The organism is Micromonospora sp. WMMD1128, from assembly GCF_027497235.1.
Taxonomy (GTDB): domain Bacteria; phylum Actinomycetota; class Actinomycetes; order Mycobacteriales; family Micromonosporaceae; genus Micromonospora.
Genome location: NZ_CP114902.1, coordinates 4,337,123 through 4,356,436, shown reverse-complemented (window position 1 = coordinate 4,356,436; position 19,314 = coordinate 4,337,123). Strand labels below are relative to the sequence as shown.

15 protein-coding genes are annotated in these 19,314 nt (G+C 71.6%); 3 read left to right on the top strand and 12 right to left on the bottom strand.

Annotated elements, in window-relative coordinates; all coding sequences use genetic code 11:
- Positions 1 to 19: 19 nt before the first annotated feature.
- From O7602_RS19325 to O7602_RS19275, 11 genes are all read right to left on the bottom strand, one after another.
- Positions 20 to 1,144 carry a ricin-type beta-trefoil lectin domain protein gene (locus tag O7602_RS19325; protein ID WP_281584043.1) on the bottom strand — a complete coding sequence of 375 codons (1,125 nt, stop codon included), beginning with the start codon at positions 1,142 to 1,144 and terminating at the stop codon, positions 20 to 22.
- An 11-nt stretch (positions 1,145 to 1,155) separates the two neighbouring features.
- Entirely contained in the window at positions 1,156 to 2,937 is a 1,782-nt protein-coding gene (locus tag O7602_RS19320) for a family 43 glycosylhydrolase (protein ID WP_281584042.1), read from the bottom strand.
- A 32-nt stretch (positions 2,938 to 2,969) separates the two neighbouring features.
- A complete protein-coding gene (locus O7602_RS19315) occupies positions 2,970 to 4,490 on the bottom strand; it encodes an arabinofuranosidase catalytic domain-containing protein (protein WP_281584041.1) in 1,521 nt (506 codons plus the stop codon).
- Positions 4,491 to 4,918: 428 nt separating this feature from the next.
- Positions 4,919 to 5,290, bottom strand: coding sequence for a metalloregulator ArsR/SmtB family transcription factor (locus tag O7602_RS19310; protein ID WP_281584040.1), 372 nt, complete (start codon positions 5,288 to 5,290; stop codon positions 4,919 to 4,921).
- A gap of 42 nt (positions 5,291 to 5,332) precedes the next feature.
- Positions 5,333 to 6,052, bottom strand: coding sequence for a putative N-acetylmannosamine-6-phosphate 2-epimerase (locus O7602_RS19305; RefSeq protein ID WP_281584039.1), 720 nt, complete (start codon positions 6,050 to 6,052; stop codon positions 5,333 to 5,335).
- Positions 6,049 to 6,966 carry an ROK family protein gene (locus tag O7602_RS19300; RefSeq protein ID WP_281584038.1) on the bottom strand — a complete coding sequence of 306 codons (918 nt, stop codon included), beginning with the start codon at positions 6,964 to 6,966 and terminating at the stop codon, positions 6,049 to 6,051. Before O7602_RS19300 ends, O7602_RS19305 begins: the two co-directional genes overlap by 4 nt.
- Complete coding sequence (locus O7602_RS19295) at positions 6,963 to 7,805, bottom strand: carbohydrate ABC transporter permease (RefSeq protein ID WP_281584037.1); 843 nt, start codon at positions 7,803 to 7,805, stop codon at positions 6,963 to 6,965. The genes O7602_RS19300 and O7602_RS19295 overlap by 4 nt, the downstream gene beginning before the upstream one ends.
- On the bottom strand, positions 7,795 to 8,745 hold the full coding sequence (locus tag O7602_RS19290; RefSeq protein WP_281584036.1) for a sugar ABC transporter permease: 951 nt from the start codon (positions 8,743 to 8,745) through the stop codon (positions 7,795 to 7,797). The genes O7602_RS19295 and O7602_RS19290 overlap by 11 nt, the downstream gene beginning before the upstream one ends.
- A gap of 11 nt (positions 8,746 to 8,756) precedes the next feature.
- Complete coding sequence (locus O7602_RS19285) at positions 8,757 to 10,040, bottom strand: sugar ABC transporter substrate-binding protein (RefSeq protein ID WP_281584035.1); 1,284 nt, start codon at positions 10,038 to 10,040, stop codon at positions 8,757 to 8,759.
- A gap of 22 nt (positions 10,041 to 10,062) precedes the next feature.
- Positions 10,063 to 11,667 (bottom strand): FAD-dependent oxidoreductase, encoded by a 1,605-nt coding sequence (locus O7602_RS19280; RefSeq protein ID WP_281584034.1) that lies wholly within the window; start codon positions 11,665 to 11,667, stop codon positions 10,063 to 10,065.
- Positions 11,668 to 11,731: 64 nt separating this feature from the next.
- Positions 11,732 to 12,733 carry a LacI family DNA-binding transcriptional regulator gene (locus O7602_RS19275; RefSeq protein ID WP_281584033.1) on the bottom strand — a complete coding sequence of 334 codons (1,002 nt, stop codon included), beginning with the start codon at positions 12,731 to 12,733 and terminating at the stop codon, positions 11,732 to 11,734.
- Positions 12,734 to 13,094: 361 nt separating this feature from the next.
- On the opposite strand from O7602_RS19275, the gene O7602_RS19270 reads away from it, so the two are divergent.
- Entirely contained in the window at positions 13,095 to 14,450 is a 1,356-nt protein-coding gene (locus O7602_RS19270) for a hypothetical protein (RefSeq protein WP_281584032.1), read from the top strand.
- 96 nt (positions 14,451 to 14,546) lie between these two features.
- Here O7602_RS19270 and O7602_RS19265 read toward each other — a convergent pair whose 3' ends face one another.
- Positions 14,547 to 15,530 carry an NAD(P)-dependent alcohol dehydrogenase gene (locus tag O7602_RS19265; RefSeq protein ID WP_281584031.1) on the bottom strand — a complete coding sequence of 328 codons (984 nt, stop codon included), beginning with the start codon at positions 15,528 to 15,530 and terminating at the stop codon, positions 14,547 to 14,549.
- Between the two features lie 101 nt (positions 15,531 to 15,631).
- On the opposite strand from O7602_RS19265, the gene O7602_RS19260 reads away from it, so the two are divergent.
- On the top strand, positions 15,632 to 16,339 hold the full coding sequence (locus O7602_RS19260; RefSeq protein WP_281590397.1) for a TetR/AcrR family transcriptional regulator C-terminal domain-containing protein: 708 nt from the start codon (positions 15,632 to 15,634) through the stop codon (positions 16,337 to 16,339).
- A gap of 171 nt (positions 16,340 to 16,510) precedes the next feature.
- Positions 16,511 to 19,282, top strand: a complete 2,772-nt coding sequence (locus O7602_RS19255) for a hypothetical protein (RefSeq protein WP_281584030.1) — start codon at positions 16,511 to 16,513, stop codon at positions 19,280 to 19,282.
- The last annotated feature ends 32 nt before the right edge of the window (positions 19,283 to 19,314 follow it).

Sequence of the window (19,314 nt, the reverse complement as noted above, 5' to 3'; positions counted from 1 at the left end):
AGGGGCCCCGCCTTGCACGTCAGCTTCGGGTGCTCCACTGCTGGTTGGTGCCGTTGTGGCAGTCCCAAAGGTTGATCTTCGTGCCGTTGGCGGTGCCGTAGCCGGCCGCGTCCAGGCAGCGTCCGGACTGCACGCCGGTGATGGTGCCGTTGGCGTTGAGGTTCCACTGCTGATTGGCCTGGCCGTTGCAGTCCCAGATGATCACGCTGGTGCCGTTCGCGGTCCCTTTACCGTTCGCGTCGAGACACTTGTTGCCGAGCACCTGCAACTGCTTCGCGGAGGTGTAGGTCCAGCGCTGCGGGGTGCCGCCCCAGCAGTCGTACAGCTGCACCTGGGTGCCGTTGGTGGTGCTGCCGTTCGGCACGTCCAGGCACCGGCCCGAGCCGCCACCGACCAGTTGCACGTTCTGGTAGGTGGTGCCGCCGCCGTTGCCCGGGGTGCCGATGCTGCCGTCCACCGACCGCAGCGCGGCATACCAGACGGCGGCCATCTTGTCGTAACCGCCGGCGGTCGGGTGGATGCCGTCGATCAGGTCGGCGGTGCTCAGCGCCGAGTGCTGGTCGACCAGGTGGACCCGCTTGCCGGCGTTCACCTTGGACTGCACGATGCCGGGAATGGCGGCGTTGAAGGTGCGTACCGCCGACTCCTGGCCGGAGTTGGCAAGCGGGATGATCTGCGCCACGAACACGTCGGCGTTGGGCGCCGTCGCGGTGATGTGGTCGATCAGGGTGGAGAGCCGGTTCGGCGCGCCGGACACGTTGTAGTTCTGCAGGATGTCGTTGGTGCCGATGTGCAGCAGCACGGTGCGCGGCTGGTAGGCGTTCAGCCAGCCGGTGATGTTGGCGTCGATCTGGTCGATCCGCCAGCCGGGGTGTCCCTCGTGGTCGTGGTCGCCGAGGTTGCCCGGCCCGTTGAACTGGGAGCCGACGAAGTCGATCCGGTAGCCGCCGGCGGCGAGCCGTTGCCACAGACCGATCCGGGAGCCGCCCGGGACCTGGGTGCCCTCGGTGATCGAGTCACCGAGCGGCATCACCCGTACCCCGCCGTTGGACTCGGCTGCGGCCGGGCCGGCCGGGGTGAGCACCCCGGCGACGGCCATGGCCAACGCGGCGGCTGCGGCGAGCCACCCTGTCCTTCTGCGCATGAGTGTTCCTCTCAAGGGCTGGTGCAGGTCAGGGACGGGGTCGACGGCGAGCCGTTGGCCAGGAAGCCGAACGTGGTCGAGCCGGCGGCCGGCACCGAGCCGTTGTACGACACGTTGCGGACGGTCGCCGTGGAGCCGCTGGTGCTCAGCGTGCCGCCCCAGATCTGGTTGATGCTCTGGCCTCCGGCCAGGTTCCAGCCCACCGTCCAGCCGTTGATCGCCGAGGCGCCGGCCGTGACTGTCACCTCGCCCTGGAAGCCGCCGGACCAGGTGCTCGTGGTGCGGTAGGTCGCGGCGCAGGCGCCGCTGGTGGGCGGCGGGGTGGTCGGCGGTGCGGTGGTCGGGGGCGGGGTCGTCGGCGGTGCGGTGGTCGGCGGCGCGGTGGTGGGCGGCGCGGTGGTCGGCGGGGTGCCGGTGCCGGAGCTGAACCGCCAGTGGTCGATGTTGAACAGCGAGCCGCTGCCACCGGTGAACCGCAGGTAGAGGTCGTGGGTGCCGGTGGCGCCGCTGACCCCGCAGGTCGTGTCCGTCCACGTCTGCCAGCCGCCGGTGCCGGACACCCGGCAACTGCCGACGAGCGGGCCGCTGGTGCTGTCCAGGCGCAACTCGATGGTGCCGCCGCTACCGGCCGAGGCCACCCGGGCGGTGTACGAGGTCGCGCCGGAGCCGAAGGCCACGCCCTTGACCTTGATGTAGTCCCCGTTGTCGATGAAGCCGACGTTCATGCCACCGCCGCTGGCCGGCTCGGTCTCGATCCCCTGCCCCCAGGCGATCGTCTCGGCCTCCTGCCGGACGTACGGGTTCAGCGTCCCGACCTGCGGGGCGCCCGCGTTGGTCATGGACATCGTCGGGATCGAGCCGTCCGACCCGTAGGAGAACTTCTCCACCGCCACCGACCTGGTGAAACCGCCGCCGCCGGGCAACGCGCCGTTGTGGTAGAAGAAGTAGGAACCGCCCTTGAAGTCGACGATCCCGGGGTGGTTGGTGAAGCTGCTGCCCTGGGTGGGCATGACCGTCCCGCGGTAGGTCCACGGCCCGGTCGGGCCGGGCGCCGTCGAGTAGCCGATGAACTCCGAGCAGCACTTGGCGGCGAACACGTTGTAGTAGAGGTTGTTGCGCTTGTAGACCCAGGGCCCTTCCTCGTACAGGGTGGGCCGGTTCGCGTCCCCGGTCCGGGTCCCGAAGCCCGCCGTGGTCAGCGGGATCTGCGTCGGGCTGCCCGAGTACGAGATCATGTCCGAGTTCAGCTTCACGTACCACAGCTTCGGGTTGCCCCAGTAGAGGTACGCCTGACCGTCGTCGTCGATGAACACGGTGGGGTCGATCTCGCCGTTGCTCACCAGCGGGCGGCCGATCGCGTCCCGGAACGGGCCGGTCGGGCTGTCGGAGACCGCCACGCCGATGCCCATCTGGCCGGTCGCCCGCACGACCATGGGTACGTACCAGTAGAACTTGCCGTTGCGGTAGATCGCCTGGCCGGCCCAGGCGTCCTGCTTGGCCCAGCTGAAGGTGGCGAGGTTGAGCGGCGACCCGTGGTCGGTCCAGTTGACCATGTCGTCGGACGACCAGACCCGCCACTCCTTCATGGTGAACCAGGTCGAGTTGTCCTCGTCGTGGCCGGTGTAGAGGTAGACCCGGCCGTTGTAGACCAGCGGCGCCGGGTCGGCGGTGTAGATGTGCTGCACGATCGGGTTGTCCGCCCGGGCGATCGCCGGGAAGAGCCCGATCACGACGAGCAGGCTGGCGAGCACGGCGAGTCCGCGCCGGGCCGGCCTTCTTGAGAGCGTTAACATCACGGTCCTTTCGGGGGTGGTGTGCGGTGGTCTCAGCGGTAGCCGGCGGCCACGATGTTGGCCTGGACGGCGTTCTCGGTCGCGTCCGAGGGATAGCCGGCCACCATGGCCCCCTCGTAGAAGGTGCCGGCGCTGAGGTTGGCGCCACCGCCGGGCTTGCAGCAGTCGCCGCCGCTGCCCAGGATGATCGCGCCCTGCTTCTTCATCGGGCTGTAGCCGTTGGGCAACGACCCGTCGTAGAGCGTGTAGAGGTTGCCGGACTGGGCGTTGCTGCCCTTGATGGCGAAGCGCGACGTGCCGTTGTTCTTCAGCGTGGCGGTGACGAACTTGCTGGTGAAGGCGCGCTGGTTGGGATTCCAGGACGAGCTGCCGCCGGGGAAGAGACCCCACTCCAGGTCGGCCTGCACCCACGGGCCGCTGCCGGAGCAGCCGCCGAACCAGCAGCTGGTGCTGAAGTTGATCGCGTCCATCGCTCCCGCGGCGTCGGCCTTGCGGGTGGTCTCGCTGTTGCCGTAGTCGAAGCAGCAGCCGCCGTTGACGTGGGTGCCGCTGGTGACCATGTACATGCCCTCGGGTGCGCTGCCGGTGGGAACGCCGGTCAGGTGGCCGTCCCGCCAGTAGCTGTTGTTGGGGTTGATGTAGAGCGAGTACGCCTTGGCGCCGCCGACGGTCAACGACTCGCTCGTCGCGGTGGCCGGCCGGCTGGACGACGAGCCGGGGACCTGCGCCGAACCCTGGTACCACAGGTCGTTGCCGCGTCCCGACTGGTCGTAGACCACCGTGATCACGCAGGTCGTGCCGCCGCAGAACGAGTCCTGGCCGGAGGCGTCGGCGTAGCCGCCGGCGCTCAGCACCCCGATGTTGCGGGTGGCGTTGTCCGAGGACCGGCGGACCTGGTAGAGGTTGCCGCCGTAGGCCGAGAACAGCGCCCGGGTGGTGCTGTGCGCCGCCACGCACGGCGTCCCGCCGGCGGCGTAGAGGTCGCACGGCCGGCCACCGGTGGGGGGCGGCGAGGTGGGCGGCGCGGACGTCGGCGTCGTCGACGTGGTCCACCGCTGGTTGGCCTGGCCGTTGCAGGTCCAGAGGATCAGCTTGGTGCCGTTCGTGGTGCCGGCGGCGTTGGCGTCCAGGCACAGGCCGGACTGTTGGCCGGTGATGGTGCCGTTGGCGTTGACGTTCCACTGTTGGTTGGCCTGGCCGTTGCAGTCCCAGATGATCACGGCGGTGCCGTTGCTGGTGCCCTGGCCGTTGGCGTCCAGGCACTTGGTGCCGTAGACCGTGAACTGACGGGCCGACGTGTACGTCCAGTTCTGCGCGGTGACGCCGGTGCAGTCGTAGAGCTGGACCTGGGTGCCGTTCGTGGTGCTGCCGTTCGGCACGTCGACGCAGCGGCCGGACTGCGCGCCCACGACGGCGCCCGGTCCGGGGGCGGCGACGGCCACCCGTGTCTGTGTCGCCACGGCGGTGCCGCCGGCAGCCAGCACGAGGGCCAGGGCCGAGATCGCCAGGCGTAGGCGTCTGTGCCGGAGCGTTCGGGGACGGGAGATGGGCATGACGGCTCCTCGGATACGCAGGCTCCGGGACCGTCCGTACCGGCGCGGAGCCTCACGGGTGGTGATGGCCGTCGATGGAACGCTGACCCGCGCAGGGTGAACCCACCGCCGGCGCCCGGTTCCGGCGCGAGGCCCGCACGCATGACGATGCCGGAGGTGCCGGTGGTGGCAGCCGGTCATCGATGTTAGCGCGAACATCGACGCGAATAATTAGAACACATTGGCGGGCCGGACGCGCCGGCGCGCACCGGACAGACTCCGGTCGGAGCCGTGGGCCGACGCGTCGAAGGGCGCGAGGCGCGCCGCGCCGTGCTGGCTCTACGCCGTGTCCGGAGTGCCGCCGGCCAAGCGCGGCGGAATATGGCGCAGCCGAATGCGACGCGCCGGAATGCGACTCGGCCGAATGCGGCGCGGCGAGGTGAACGCGCTCAGCGGGCGCGCTTCGTCGCCCGCTTGCGCGGCGGGGTCAGCAGGTCCGCGATCGCGGCGATCGAGGCCGGCACCACCCGGTAGTAGGCCCAGACGCCGCGCTTCTCCCGTTCGAGCAGCCCGGCCTCGGTGAGGATCCGCAGGTGGTGACTCACCGTCGGCTGGGACAGCCCGAGCGGGGCGGTCAGGTCGCTCACCGACGCCTCGCCCTGCGGGGCGGACTGGATCAGGCTGATCAGCCGCAGCCGAGCCGGATCGGCGAACGCCTTCAGCACCCCGGCGAGGCGTTCGGCGTCGGCCCGCTTGATCGGCTCACCGGTCAGCGGCGAGATGGACGGCATGGCAGTTTTCGCAGTTCCCACGCCCTCCATAGTCGCACCAACGCCATCGATGCGATGGCAAAACGGCAACCATCACGGGTGATGAATCTCCCTCGGACGCGGTCCGCGCCCCGCGCGGGGGGTGGCCGGCACCAGCCGACGGGTGATCCACAGTGGGGAGGTGACGGCGTTGCCCATCACCACCGCGTGCGCCCCGGCGGCGAAGGCCCGGCCGATCTGCTCCGGGGTGCGGTACCGCCCCTCGGCGAGCACCGGCACCGGCAGCAGCGCGGCGAGTCGCGCCACGAGCCCCAGGTCAGGCCCGTCGGCGGACGGGCTGTTCGCGGTGTAGCCGGACAGCGTGGTGGCGACCGCGTCCGCGCCGGCCGCCACCGCGGCGACCCCCTCGGCCACGGTGGAAACGTCGGCCAGGACCAGCGCGTCGGTCCGCTCCCGCAGCGCGCGTACGGTGTCGGCGAACCCGCGCCCGTCCGGCCGTGGACGGTCGGTCGCGTCGACCGCGACGACGTGCGAGCCGGCCCGCGCCACCTCCAGCGCGTGCGCCGCGGTCGGCGTGATGAACACGTCCCCGGCGCCGTGCTTGTACAGCCCGATCACCGGCACGTCGACGGCGGCGCGTACCGCCCGGACGTCGTCCGGGCCGTTCACCCGGACCGCCACGGCGCCACCGCGCACGACCGCCGCCGCGACGTGGGCCTGGACGTACGGGTCGCGCATCGGGTCGTCCGGCTCGTCGGGCAGTGGCTGGCAGGACACCACGAGCCCGCCGGCCAGGTCGTCGAGGACGCTCACGGTCCGGTCCCTCCGTCGTCGGTCGTTCGAGTGGCGAGCCGGGCCGCACCGACCAGGACGGCGTCGGCGCCCAGCGCGGCCGGCAGCAGCGGCACGCCGGCCCAGCCCTCGGGCAGCTCCGCCCGGTAGGCGGCGGACGCGGCGGGCAGCAGGACCGCGGCGGCCCCGCCGGTGACCAGGACGGTCTCCGGGTCGAGCAGGGCGACCAGCCCGGCCAGGGCCGCGCCGAGGGCGGCGCCGGCCCGGTCGACGACCTGCCCGGCGATCCGGTCGCCGGCGTTCGCGCGTTCCGCCACGGTCCGGCCGGTGACCCGGGTTCCGGTCGCGACGGCGTACGCGGCGGACAGCCCGGTGCCGGAGGCGATCGCCTCCAGGTGCCCGTACCTGCCGCAGCCGCACCGCAGCCGGTGCGCGCCGGGCGCGGGCAGGTGCCCGAGTTGGCCGGCCGCCCCGCGAGCGCCGGTCTCGACGCGGTCGTCGCGGACCATCGCCCCGCCCAGCCCGGTGCCGACGGCCACCAGCAGCACGTGCCGGCGGCCCCGCCCGGCACCGGCCCAGCTCTCGCCGAGCGCGGCGGCGCTCACGTCGTTGGTGACGCGCACCGGTCGGCCCAGCCGCGCGGCGAGGGCGCCGGCGACCGGAGTGCCGGCCCACCCGGGGAGGCTGTCGGTCGCGTACCGGATGATGCCGGTGGCCGGGTCGACGGTGCCGGCGGTGCCCACCCCCACCGGGCCGGCGCCGACCGGGTCGAACAGGTCCGCGGCCAGGCCGGCGGCGGTGTCGAGCACCGCCTCGGGCCCGGCGCGGGCCGGGGTGGGGGCCTCCCGGCGGGCCCGCACCCGTCCGTCCGGGTCGACGAGCGCGGCGGCGGTCTTGGTGCCGCCGATGTCGACGCCGATCACCGGCGCGGTCACCCCTTCAGGCCGGTGTGCGCGAGGCCCTCGACGAACTGCTTCTGCGCGATGACGAACACCACCAGGACCGGCAGCGCGGTCATCGACGCCGCCGCGAGCTGGACGTCCCACATCGGGCCGCCGTACGCGTCGACGAACTGGGTGAGCGCCTGCGGCAGGGTGAACTTCTCCGGCGAGGAGAGGAACACGATCGGTTCCAGGTAGAGGTTCCAGCTGTGCAGGAAGGTGAAGATGGACACCGCGCCCAGCGCGGGCCGGGACAGCGGCAGCGCGATCCGCCAGAACGTGGCGAAGCGGCCCAACCCGTCGACCCGCGCCGCCTCCTCCAGCTCGTCGGGGAGGCTGATGAAGAACTGCCGCATGATGAACGTCGCCAGCACGCTCGGCGCGCCGAAGATCGGCACCAGGATCAGCGGCCAGTGGGTGTCGATCAGCCCGGCCTTGAAGAACATCTGGAACAGCGGCACGATCGTCACCTCGCTGGGGATGAGCAGGCCCGCGAGGACGACCAGGAACAGCAGGTTCTGGCCCCGGAACCGGATCCGCGCGAAGGCGTACCCGGCGAGCGCCGCCACGGCGAGCGTGCCGACGGTGACCAGCAGCGCGATGTAGAGGCTGTTCAGATACTGCTGCCCGAACGGCTGCAACTCGAACACCCGCCGGTAGGCGTCGAGCCTCGGGTCGGTCGGCAGCAGCTTCGGCGGGAAGGCGAAGATGTCCGCCACCGGCGTCAGTGACGAGGTGACCATCCACCAGGTGGGGAAGACGAACGGGACGGCCAGGATCAGCAGCGCCCCGTAGAGCACCAGCTTGGCCCGGCGGGACAGCTCACGATTCATGGAAGACCCACCTCTTGCGCATCTGCCACTGCAGCACGGTGAGCGCGAGCACGATGACGAACAGCAGGATCGACAGCGTCGCGCCGTAGCCGAAGTGATGGAACTGGAAGGCCTGCTGGTAGAGGTAGTAGACGAGCACCGTGGTCGAGGTGCCGGGCCCGCCCTGGGTCAGCACCGCGATCTGCGCGAAGACCTGGAGCGATCCGACCACCGTGATGATCGACGTCAGCAGGATGGTCGGGCTGATCAGGGGCACGGTGATCCGCCAGAACTGGCGCATCCGGCCGGCGCCGTCCACCTCCGCGGCCTCGTACAGGTCCGCCGGCACGCCCTGGAGGGCGGCCAGGAACAGGACCATGTTCAGGCCGACGTTCTTGAACACCTGCACGACGACGACCGACAGCATCGCGGTGCCCTCGCCGCGCAGCCAGTTCGGCCCGGTGACGCCGACGGTGTCGAGCAGACCGTTGATCCCGCCGTTCTTCTGCAGCAGGAACCCCCAGACGATGGTCCAGGCCACCAGGGAGACGACCACGGGGGAGAAGAACAGGGTGCGGAACAGGATGGTGCCCCGCAGCTTCTGGTTGAGCAGCACGGCCAGCAGCAGCGCCAGGCCGAGGTTGAACACCACCAGGCCGACGGAGAACAGCCCGGTGGCCCGCAGGACCGAGCCGAGGTTGGGGTCGTCGGCGAGCGCGGTGTAGTTGTCGGCGCCGACGAACTCGAAGCTGCCGGCGAGCACGTTCCACTCGTGCAGGCTGTACCAGACCACGAGGACCAGCGGCACGATCACGAAGAGCACGCTGCCGAGCAGTTGCGGGGCGATGAACAGGTAACCGGTGAGCTGGTCCCGGCGACGGCTGGTCCAGAACGGCCGGGCCCGGCCCGGGGTGGGCCCGGCAACAGCGGCCGGGCCCACCCTGGTGTCCGTCTGGGTCATGATTCTCGGCCCTACTTCGCCAACAGCGGCTGGATCTTGGCGCAGAGGCCGTCGAGCACGGCCTTGACGTCGGCGTCCGGCTGCCACAGCGGGTCCAGACCGGCCCGGACCTGCTGGCTCAGCTCGGCCTGCCCGGCGTGGCTGGGCTTGACCACGCCGCTGGTGATGCCGTCGACGACGACCTTCTGGAGCTGCTCCGGCTTGAGCTTCGGGTTCGTCTTGCCGAGCGTCTCGGCGGTGAGCTGGGACGTGCGGGGCGGCGGGAAGAACTGGGCGAGCTTCGCCGAGTTGGTGGGGTTGGTGAAGAACGCCAGGAAGTCGGCCGCCTGCTCGGCGTGCGGGCTCTTCTTCATCACCCCGAGGCCGGCCTGGCCGACCACCGCGTACGGGCCCTTCGGACCGGCCGGCAGCGGGACCAGGTCCCAGCCGAAACCGTCGTCCTTCAGCAGCGAGGCGCGCGAGATCTGGGTGACGGTCATGGCCGCGTCACCGGCGAAGAAGTCGGCGGTGGTGCCCGGCCCGGGCAACGCCTTGCCGGTGAAGATGGCCTTGTGCAGGGTGGTCATCGCGTCGACCATCTCCGGGCTGGCGAAGCCGCAGCTCCGGCCGTCCTCGCTCCACGCCTGGGCGCCCCAGCCGGTCCAGAAGGTGGACAGGTTGTCCCAGCCCTTGTAGTCGAAGTCGCGGATCACCAGGCCGGCCTTGCCTGACTTCGCCGCGGTCGCGCCGGCGGTGGCCAGCGCGTTGTCCCAGGTCCACTGCCCGGCCGCGATCAGCTCGGCAGGCGTCTTCTGCCCGGCCTTCTGCACCATGTCGGTGTTGACGAACACCCCGAACGGCGAGGTGGAGAAGGGGTACGCGTACAGCTTGCCGTCCTCCTGCCAGAGCTTGAGCGTGGCGGCGGAGAGATCGTCGTACTGGTAGCCGTCGGCCTTCTTGAGCGTGTCGTCGAGCGGGCGCAGCGCGCCGGAGGCGACGAAGTCCGGGGCCGAGTTCTCGAAGATCCACGCCAGGTCGGGCGCGTTGCCGCCGGCGATCTGCGTGGTCAGAGTGGTGGTGTAGTTGTCGAACGGCAGCGGGTCGAACGTGATCTCCGTGACGTCCGGGTGGCTCTTGCGGTACTCGTCGGCGATCTCGTTGAACAGCTTCAGGTGCGCCTCGTTGGCCGACCAGACGGTCATCCGCAGGCTGGCCGGGCCGTCGTCCTTCGCCTCGCCGCCACCGCCGCAGGCGGACAGCACGAGGACACCTGACAACGCCGCGGCGACGGCGGCCAGACCCTTTCGTGTTTTCACTATCTTCTCCTCACCGGGGGTTTCAGTAGCCCGCGATCTGCGGCCAGTGGCGCTGGACGCCGGCGGCCGAGACGCGATCAGTGAATTCGGCCAGCAGGCGGGGGGTGCCGCGGACCGCACGCGGGGACTCGCCCCGCGTCAGGCAGAAGTCGGCAAGCAGGCCGGCGACCTCGCCGACGTTCCACTCGACCGGGTGCAGCCGGTAGCTGCCGTTGGTGACGTGCGTGGTGCCGATGTTCTTGCCGGCCGGCAGCAGGTTTTCCATCCGCTGCGGGATCAGCGCCCCGAGCGGGATCTCGAACGGGCAGGAGCCGACGTCGATGTAGTTGTCGCCGCCGGTCGACGGGTGCAGATCGATGCGGTACATCCCCACGCCGATCGAGTCGGGGTAGCTCACCGCGCCGTGCTCACCCCGTACCGCGAGGGAGAGGTCCTGCTCCACCACCGTGTACTCGGCGCGGATCCGGCGGGATTCCCGGATGTAGGGCGCCTGCGCCAGGCCGTCGCCGCTGCCGGTCACGTCGCCGCGCAGCCGCAGCCCGGGGAAGCCGGTGCCGCCGTCGGGACGGGGGGCCTCCGTCTGCAACCAGTACAGGACGGAGTACGACAGCTCGCGCGCCTGGGCCAGGTGCCAGGTCGCGTTCGGCACGTCGATGACCGGGCTCTCGAAGTAGTCGATCATCGGCCAGTTGACCAGGGTGATGTCGCTGCCGTACGCCCCGTCGACGAAGTTGCGCCGCGCGGCGATGCGCCGGAACGTCCACAGGTTGCCGTCACCGGGGTTGAGCCGTTGGTCGGCGTGGACGCTCAGCGGATCGTCGTCGGGGTTCGGGGTGAAACTGCGCTCGACGATCTCCAGCGTCCGGGGGTGCGGCGACCGCCAGGACAACATCCGGTCGCCCCAGAAGTCGGGCTTGTAGTCGCGCCAGAAGTCGTAGGAGGCGGGACGGTCGATGGTGTGATCGCCGTCGACGTGGTCCAGGGCGAAGCAGACGGACACCGCCTGCATGTTCATCGGCTGCGCCTGCGCCGGGGCGCTCGGTTCGCCGGTCTCCGCCTGCGACTCGAACCCGGTGACGTACTCGGTGCCGGTCAGCGGCAGCAGCTCGCCGGTCTCGGTGGCGTCCAGCACGTACGGCGCCACCACCTCGATCCGGTCGTCCCGGTCCCGGTGCGCGAGCGTGACGCCGGTGACCCGGTCCCCGTCGGTCTCGGCGGCCACCGGCCGGTACGGCTGCAACACCGTCAGCCGCCCGGATCCCCGGTGCGGCGCGAGCATCTGCTCCAGGACCGCGACGGCCACCCGGGGCTCGTGGCAGAGCCGGCTCACCCAGCCGGCGCCCGGGTTGAGGTCGGTCCAGGCCCGGGACCGTTCGGTGAGCGGGTAGTGGCGGCGGTAGTAGTCCCGGATGCCGTCCCGCAGCTCCCGGTAGCTGGCGGTGGCGCCGAACTGCTCGATCCAGGAGTGCTCGTCGGGCGGGACGGCCTGGCTGGTGAGCTGCCCGCCGAGCCAGTCGAACTCCTCGGTCAGGACGACCGACCGGCCGGCCCGCGCCGCGGCGAGCGCCGCGGCGACGCCGCCCAGTCCGCCGCCGACGACGAGGACGTCCGCACGCATCTTTGCCATTGCTTCCTTCCAGTTGCCCGGTCGACCGCTCGGTGCGGTCGACCGCTCAGTGCCGTCCGACAGCTCAGTGCCGGCCGACCGCCGGTTCGGGTGCGCCGAGGGTGTCGCCCTCGACGAGTTCGCAGGGGAGCAGGCGCTGCTGCGGCCCGGCCGCGCTGCCGTCGATGACGCCGGTGAGCACCTCGACGGCCTGCCGGCCCATCTCCTCGCGCGGGATGTGGAAGCCGGTGAACGCGATGTCGGTGGGCACCGGGGACGTCGGGTCGCCGAGTGTCACGATCGACAGGTCGCCGGGCACGGACAGCCCGCGCCGGCGGGCGGCCGACTCCAGCGCGACGGCCGTGGCGAAGTCCTCCACGAAGGCGACCGTGCTGCCGTCGGCCCGCAGCTCGTCGACGGCGGCGTCGGCCTCGCCGGCCGCCGCGACGAGCTGCCGGGCGTGCTCCGCGCCGGTCGCCGCGGCGTCGAAGCCGCGCCGCCGGTCCTGCGAGGACTCGGCGGTCATGCCCATGCCCACGTACGTCAGGCGCCGGTGACCGTCGCGCAACGCCCGCTCGACGAGGCGGGCCACCGCCGTGGCGTAGTCGGCGCCGACGTAGGGCACCGGACCGCTGGCGTCGTCGCGGCGTCCGACGGCGACGTAGGGGAATCCGTCGCGGTTGAGCCGGTCCAGCTCCGCGCCGTCGATCTCGCGGCCGAGCAGGAGGCAGCCGTCGGCGAGCCGGAGCCGGTTGTCCTGGTGGAAGATGCGTCGCCGGCCGTCCACCACCGGCGCGCTGGTGAACAGCAGCAGGTCGCAGCCGACCCGTTCGGCGTACTCCTCGATGCCGAGCAGGAACGGGTGGAAGAAGTCCCGGCTGCCGCTGGGGAAGGCGGGCTCGTACGTGAACACGCCGATGATCCGGTTGAACCGCGAGGCGAGGCGGCGGGCGGCCGGGTCGGCGGCGTAGCCGGTCTCGGCGATGACCCGCAGCACCCGGTCCCGGGTCTCCGGGGCGATGCGCACGTCGGCGTCGGTCCGGTTGTTCAGCACCAGCGACACGGTCGCCTGGCTGACACCTGCCATCCGCGCGATGTCACGCTGGGTCACACGCTTGGGGGGAGCGGTCACGTCGGTCCTTCCGGGGCGGCTAATGCGTATTAGCGCTCGGCGTTGGGATGGAGCGTGACCGCTGACCCGGAGCGCTGTCAAGGGGTAGATGAAGATTTCCGGCGGGTGAACTCCCTAAAGTAATGCGCATTAGCGGCTCGTCGGGGTGGCCCCCTTGACAGTGGCGGCGGTTGGCGCGCAACATTTGAGAAACATAGAAGCTAATACGTATTAGCACCCCGGCGGCGCTTCGGCCCCGACGGTCGATGACGCCTGTACCTCTACCGAGAGTTACCCCTGTCCCTCGGTGCCACCCGACAGCACAGGAAGAAGACGCATGCCCAGACCATCCGTACCGTCACCCCGACGCGCCGTCGCCACCGCCGGCGTCGCCCTGCTCGCGGTCACCGCGGCCGGCGCCGTGCCGGCCGCCGCCGATCCCGGACTCGGCTTCCCGGCGTTCACCTACGCGGGCACCGCCTTCGACAAGGACGACCTCGCCTACAACCCGACGGGCGAGTTCATCTTCCCCAGCGTCATCCGCGCGGCCGACTACTTCCCGAACCCGCTCGGCGCCTACTACCTCTACTACGCGCCGCACGAGCGCCCCGGCGGCATCGCGCTCGCGTACGCCGACTCGATCGACGGGCCGTGGACCGAGTACGACGGGAACCCGCTCGTCGCCAACACCTGGCTGCCGCACTACAGCACGGTCAGCCACGTCTCCTCCCCGCACGCCGTGTGGATCGAGGGCGAGCGCAAGCTGTTCCTCTACTACCACGGCGAGAACTCGATCACCCGGTACGCGACCTCCGACGACGGCATCCACTTCAGCTACGGCGGCACCGCCGTCAGCCGGGACGCGAGCACCGGGGGCGAGACCTCGTACGCCCGGGTGTTCGAACAGTCCGTGGCCCGGCTCGGCACGCGGTACCTCATGGTCTTCATGGACAACCCCACCGGCGGCGCGCCCGGCCCCACCGGGCCGGTGTCCCGCCGGATCCGCTGGGCCGTCTCGAACGACGCGCGGACCTGGACCATCCAGCCCGAGCCGATCGTCACCCCGCAGGGCGACGAGGGGCCGAACGCCTCGGGGCCGTTCTTCCTCCGCTGGAACGACCGCAACCTGGTGATCTACCATGCGGCCGACGGCAACATGCACGCGGTCGACGTGGGCGCGAACTTCGACCAGGAGGTCCACCTCGGCGTCGTGCACGACTCGATGGCCGCCGCGCCCGACCTCGGCCGGTCGGCCGCTCCCACGTTCTACTTCGACGGCCGTACCGCGCACATGTACTACGAGGCCGGCGCCCGGCTCACCGCGACGATCGGGCACGCCACCGCCACCCTTGCCGCACCCCTGCCGGTACGGCCGCTGGACTGCGTGGTGGACCGGCCGGTCCTGTGGCCGCCGAACCACAAGCTCGTCGACGTCACCGTCCGCGTGGACCTGCGCGACGGGGTGCTCGGCCCGCACGCGTTTACCCTCAGCGGCGTGACCGGTGGCGACGCCACCGACGTCAGCGGCTTCACCACCGGCACCGCCGACACCCGGGGCAAGCTGCGGGCGGAACGCGCCGGCAACGGCGGCGACCGGGTGTACCGCCTGACCTACGCCGGTCACGACGAGATCGGCCGGCCGGCGGGCTGCACCGTCACCGTCACCGTCCCGCACGACCGGCGCGGCGGCTGACGGGTGCTCCGGCGCGGCTCTCGGCCGCGCGCTGCGGGGCGGTGCGGTGCACCGCCCCGCAGTCGTCCCCGTCCCGCCGCCGACCTCAGAGATCCGTCAGAGGGTGATGACGACCTTCGCCCGGGCGTGCTCACCCTCCAGATACCGGATGGCCTCGGGCACCTCGTGCAGGGGATACGCGCGGTCGATGACCGGGGTGAGGTGCCCGGCCTCGGCGTGGGCGCGCAGCGCGTCGAGGTGGTCCCGGCCGGGCGTGGTGGACAGGACGACGACGCGCTGCCGGACCAGCGGCGCCAGCAGCCGCCCACGGGCCATCAACCAGACCGGCCCGACGAGGCTGCCACCCCGGTAGACGCCGCCGCCGGAGAGCACGAGCGTTCCGGTCGGGGTGGACGCCCGCCGCAGCGCGGTGAGCGAGCGGTTGCCCACCAGGTCGAACACGACGTCGTGGCGGCCGGCGGCCCGGGTGAAGTCGTCGCGGGTGTAGTCGACGACGTGGTCGGCGCCGAGTGAACGGACCAGGTCGACGTTGCGGGTGCTGCACACGCCGGTCACGGTCGCGCCGAGCGCCTTGGCCAGTTGGACCGCGAGGGTGCCGACGCCGCCGGAGGCGCCGTTGACGAGGACGCGGTGGCCGGGCTCGACCTGCCCGGCGTCGCGCAGCCCGGCGAGCGCGGTGGCGCCGGCCAGCGGCAGGGCCGCCGCCTGCTGCGGCGTCAGGTTCGCCGGCCGCGGCGCGACCAGGGCTTCGGGTACGCACGCGTACTCGGCGAACGCGCCGTTGGCGTCGCCGAGGTCGGCGAAGACGGCGTCGCCCGGCCGGATGCCCTGCACGTCGGCGCCGACGTCCTCGACCTGGCCGGCGACGTCCCGGCCGCGGATGCGCGCCCGTGGCCGGGCCCGCCCCATCGCCAACCGCGCCATCCGCGGGTCGCCCCGCATGGCGTGCCAGTCGTACGCGTTGAGCGAGGCGGCCTCGACCCGGATGAGCACCTCGTCGGGGTTGGGTCTCGGCGTGGGGACGTCCGCGAGCGTCAGCGTCTCCGGCGGGCCGTATCGGTCCTGCACGATCGCCTTCATGGTTCCTCCCAGGTGTACGGCGTACGCCTATCATGGGTGTACGCCGTACACCTGTCAAGGGAGTTAGGGTGCAAGCACTGACCCCGGAAGACGAGGACGACATGGTCGAGCAGGCCGAGGCGCTCCGCCGCACGCCCCTGAGCAGGGAGCGCGTCCTGCGTACCGCCGTCGCGCTCGCCGACGCGGGCGGGATCGAATCCCTCAGCATGCGCAACCTCGCGCAGCACCTGGGCGTCGTGCCGATGGCGCTCTACAAGCACGTGGCGAACAAGGACGAACTGCTCGACGGCATGATCGACGCGGTGGTCGGCGAGATCGACCCGCCGGAGCCCGACGCCGACTGGAAGCCGACGGTCCGCGGACGCATCCTCTCGGCGCGGCAGATGCTGCTCCGCCACCCCTGGGCGGCGCTCGCGATCGAGTCGCGGAACACGCCGACGCCCGGTGTCCTCGGCTATCTCGACTCGATGGTCGGCGCGTTCCGGGCCGGTGGGTTCTCCACCGACCTGGCCCACCACGTGATGCACGCGATGGGCAGCCGGATCCTCGGCTTCAGCCAGGAGTTGTTCGACGCCACCCGCCGCGCCGGCCGCTCCGGCCCGGCCGAACCCGACCCGGCGGCCGGCTTCCCGCCGGAGGCTGCCGCCCGGTTCCCACACCTCGCCGCGATCGCCGGCGCGGCGTCCCACGACGACGCGTCGGTGGTCGGGCCGGGCTGCGACGACCAGTTCGAGTTCGAGTTCGCGCTGGACCTGCTGCTGGACGGCGTCGACCGGCTGCACCGCCAGGGCTGGACCTCCTCGCCCTGACGGCGGGCGCCCGCTGAACCGGGCGGACGGCCGGAGGCGATTTCGCATTCCCGGCTCGTGTCCGAGACCCTCCTGCCTAGGCTGAAGGGCAGGTCAGAGGCGCGGGGGCGGCGGATGTGGGGTGTGGGGGAGCACCGTCGGTGCCACGTCCCTCGCCCTGACGCTTGGGACGTGCGGGCCCCGCGCCGGACCGGGCGGCGGTCCCGGGCCGCGCCCGCCTCGCTCCCGACGCCGCACCCGAGGGCGGCGCTGACGCTCGCCCTGCTGTTCAGCACGGCGCTGCTGGTCTGCCTCTATCTGGCCGGGGACGGCGTCGTCAAGGTGCCCCGGTGGGCGCCCCACCAGGTGTGGCCGGCCCTCACCGACGGGGTGCGGGGGGTGTTGGCGGGCGCCCGCATCATGTTCTTCGCCGCCGGCCCGCTGCGGTGGCGGCAACTGGGCCTGCTCGGCCTCGGCCTGCTCACCTACGTGGCGTGGCGGTCCTGGCGGCAGGCGAGCTTCGCCGACCGTCCCGGGCCGATCGACATCCGAAAGTTCGAGAACGGGACCGACGAGGAGGAGGGGTGCGCCACCTACCTGCGCAGCCGGTTCTGCCGGCAGTTGGCGGACACCGACATCTACCCGCCGTACGCCGGCCCCTCCGACCCGGCGCCGCAGGGCTTCATGGACGCGCTGTCCAAGCAGGGCGACACCTCGTCCCCGATGCAGGTCATCACGCGCGTGGTGGCGGCCCTGTGGCCACGGAACGGATACTTCGTCACCGCGACACTGCAGAAGCGGACGCAGGAGCCGCAGTTCGGGCTGTCGGTCACGGTCACGTCGCTGCTGGGCCGCGCCCAGAGCACGACGACGACCATGTGGGGGCGGAGCTGGGAGGACGCCACCTGCCGGGCGGCCTACTGGACCATGGCCAAGATCCTGCCGGCCACCCGGCTGGCGAAGAACCCGCCGTGGCGCAAGTGGTACGGCCGTGACATGCCCGCCGAGCTGTTCGAGTGCTACAACGAGGCGAAGAAGCGCCACGACGACCAGAAGCTCGACGACGCGCTCTGGTGGTACCGGGAGGCGCTGCGCCTGGACCCGTTCAACATCAACATCAGGATGATGGTGGCGAGCGTGCAGGAGGACCTCGGGCTCTTCCTCGACGCCCTGCACACCTACGAGGCGGCTCTCGCCGTGGTCGAGTTGGAAGGTCGCTACACGGGTGCGCTCTGGAGCCGGAGGCGTTACCGCCTCGTGCGTCCCTGGCGGTTCACCTGGTCCACCCTGCGCCTGCTCCGTCGCCACCCGGAGTGGATCCGACTGCGCTACCAGTACGCCCGCGCGCTCGGCTACACCGAGCGGTTGGTGGGGGAGTGGTTCGCCGACGATCCGTCCGACGACCGGCGGACCGAGCGGCACCGGGTGCACGACCAGGTCCGGCAGCGGCTCTGCGCCGCCCTGGCCGACCGCTACTGGCCAGCCGTGGCGAACCGCACCACCCTCGCCACCGAGGAACAGGCGAAGGACCACGTGCGCGTCCTGCTCACCAAGGAGTCCTCCGCCCGTACCCTGTTGGCGCTCGCGGCCTGGCAGGAGTTCCACCGCCTGCACGACGACGCCGCCCTGGCCCGGCTCGTGCCGGCCGTGGACCGCGAGATCGGCCGCCGGCTGCTGCGCGCGATGCGCGACCTCTGGGCGCCGCTGCGCCTGATGAGCGCGTTGAACGACGACCGGCGTGGCGCCGCGGGAACCGCCATGTCGGGCGAGCGCCCCGGTGCTGACGCCCCGCTGGAACGCATCGAGTTCGACGTGCGGGACGCGGAATGCCTACCGACCTGGTGGCACCGCCACCACCGGGTGAAGGCGCGACAGGCCCTGGTGATCGGGTGGCCGGCCGATCCCCGGGCGCTGGAGCAGCGCATCTGGTGGGTGCAGCGCCGATGGAACTGGTTCGGGCCGATGAACCACCTCGACTACTACACGGCGGCGTGCGTGGCGGCCTTCGCCCTGGGCGGGTATCCCCGCAAGCTGCCCGACCGGGACCCGGACGAACGGAGGTGCGGGCTGCCCCGGGCCAACCCGAGGGGCGAGGTGGAACTCCTGACCCACCTGGCCGTCGACAACCTGCGCGCTGCGCTGCAGAGCACGGAGAGCGGGCGCGCCGGCCGTGTCGTCACCCAGTCCGACACCCGGTACGGCACTGCGTCCCGGCTGCGGACCTGGATCCTCAGCAGCGACTCGGACCTGGCCTGGCTGCGCCACCACGCGGTGTTCCGCTTCTTCGAGCAGGACATCTACCAGTCCCTGCAACCGGTGTCGCTGCGTCCCATGGACGTCACGAAGGTGCGGGTCGCCTCGTACGTCAAGCAGTTGTTGTGCGAGGGCGCCCGGTTGCTGGAACGGGAGTGGCACCGGCGGCGGTTGCAGCCCGACCCGCGGCCATCCTTCCTGCACGACGTCCTCCGGTGGGTGCGGCTGGACCGACAGACCTGGCAGGTCGTCGAGCGGATCGGTCGCGACCACGGGCTGCACTGGGAAGATCGGGCGAAGTTCGGTCGGCTCGTCACCGAAGCGGTCCGGCTCGTGCGCACCGCCGAACTCCACTTCCCGCCGGCGGTGCCGCGCTACGACGACCTCGACCTGCCACAGGTCAGCAGGATCGACGACGACGAACCGTACCTGGCAAACATGGTCGAGGACCGGGTGCATTCCTCGGTGTCGAGGGTCAACGCGTGCCTCGACCAGCTGGGCCACGCGATGGCGGGCGCCTTCGAAGGGGAAGCGGACGACGAGGACCGCGTGCTGCGGGTGCTGGACGTGGCGGACCACGACCTCGCCACGGCGTACGCCGAGTTCTGCATGCGCCACGCGCGGCGGTGGCAGTGGGTCATCGAGGTCCTCGACGACGCGGACCTGGACGTCGAGACCGTGGTCCCGGACGAGGAGCAGATCGAGCCGTGAGCCCGGTCGGGCCGGTGGATATCCTGAGGCGT

Coding starts and splice junctions, on each gene's coding strand:
- O7602_RS19325 (WP_281584043.1), bottom strand. CDS start 1,144: ATGCGCAGAAGGACAGGGTGGCTCGCCGCAGCCGCCGCGTTGGCCATG.
- O7602_RS19320 (WP_281584042.1), bottom strand. CDS start 2,937: ATGTTAACGCTCTCAAGAAGGCCGGCCCGGCGCGGACTCGCCGTGCTC.
- O7602_RS19315 (WP_281584041.1), bottom strand. CDS start 4,490: ATGCCCATCTCCCGTCCCCGAACGCTCCGGCACAGACGCCTACGCCTG.
- O7602_RS19310 (WP_281584040.1), bottom strand. CDS start 5,290: ATGGAGGGCGTGGGAACTGCGAAAACTGCCATGCCGTCCATCTCGCCG.
- O7602_RS19295 (WP_281584037.1), bottom strand. CDS start 7,805: ATGAATCGTGAGCTGTCCCGCCGGGCCAAGCTGGTGCTCTACGGGGCG.
- O7602_RS19290 (WP_281584036.1), bottom strand. CDS start 8,745: ATGACCCAGACGGACACCAGGGTGGGCCCGGCCGCTGTTGCCGGGCCC.
- O7602_RS19280 (WP_281584034.1), bottom strand. CDS start 11,667: ATGGCAAAGATGCGTGCGGACGTCCTCGTCGTCGGCGGCGGACTGGGC.
- O7602_RS19275 (WP_281584033.1), bottom strand. CDS start 12,733: ATGGCAGGTGTCAGCCAGGCGACCGTGTCGCTGGTGCTGAACAACCGG.
- O7602_RS19270 (WP_281584032.1), top strand. CDS start 13,095: ATGCCCAGACCATCCGTACCGTCACCCCGACGCGCCGTCGCCACCGCC.
- O7602_RS19265 (WP_281584031.1), bottom strand. CDS start 15,530: ATGAAGGCGATCGTGCAGGACCGATACGGCCCGCCGGAGACGCTGACG.
- O7602_RS19260 (WP_281590397.1), top strand. CDS start 15,632: ATGGTCGAGCAGGCCGAGGCGCTCCGCCGCACGCCCCTGAGCAGGGAG.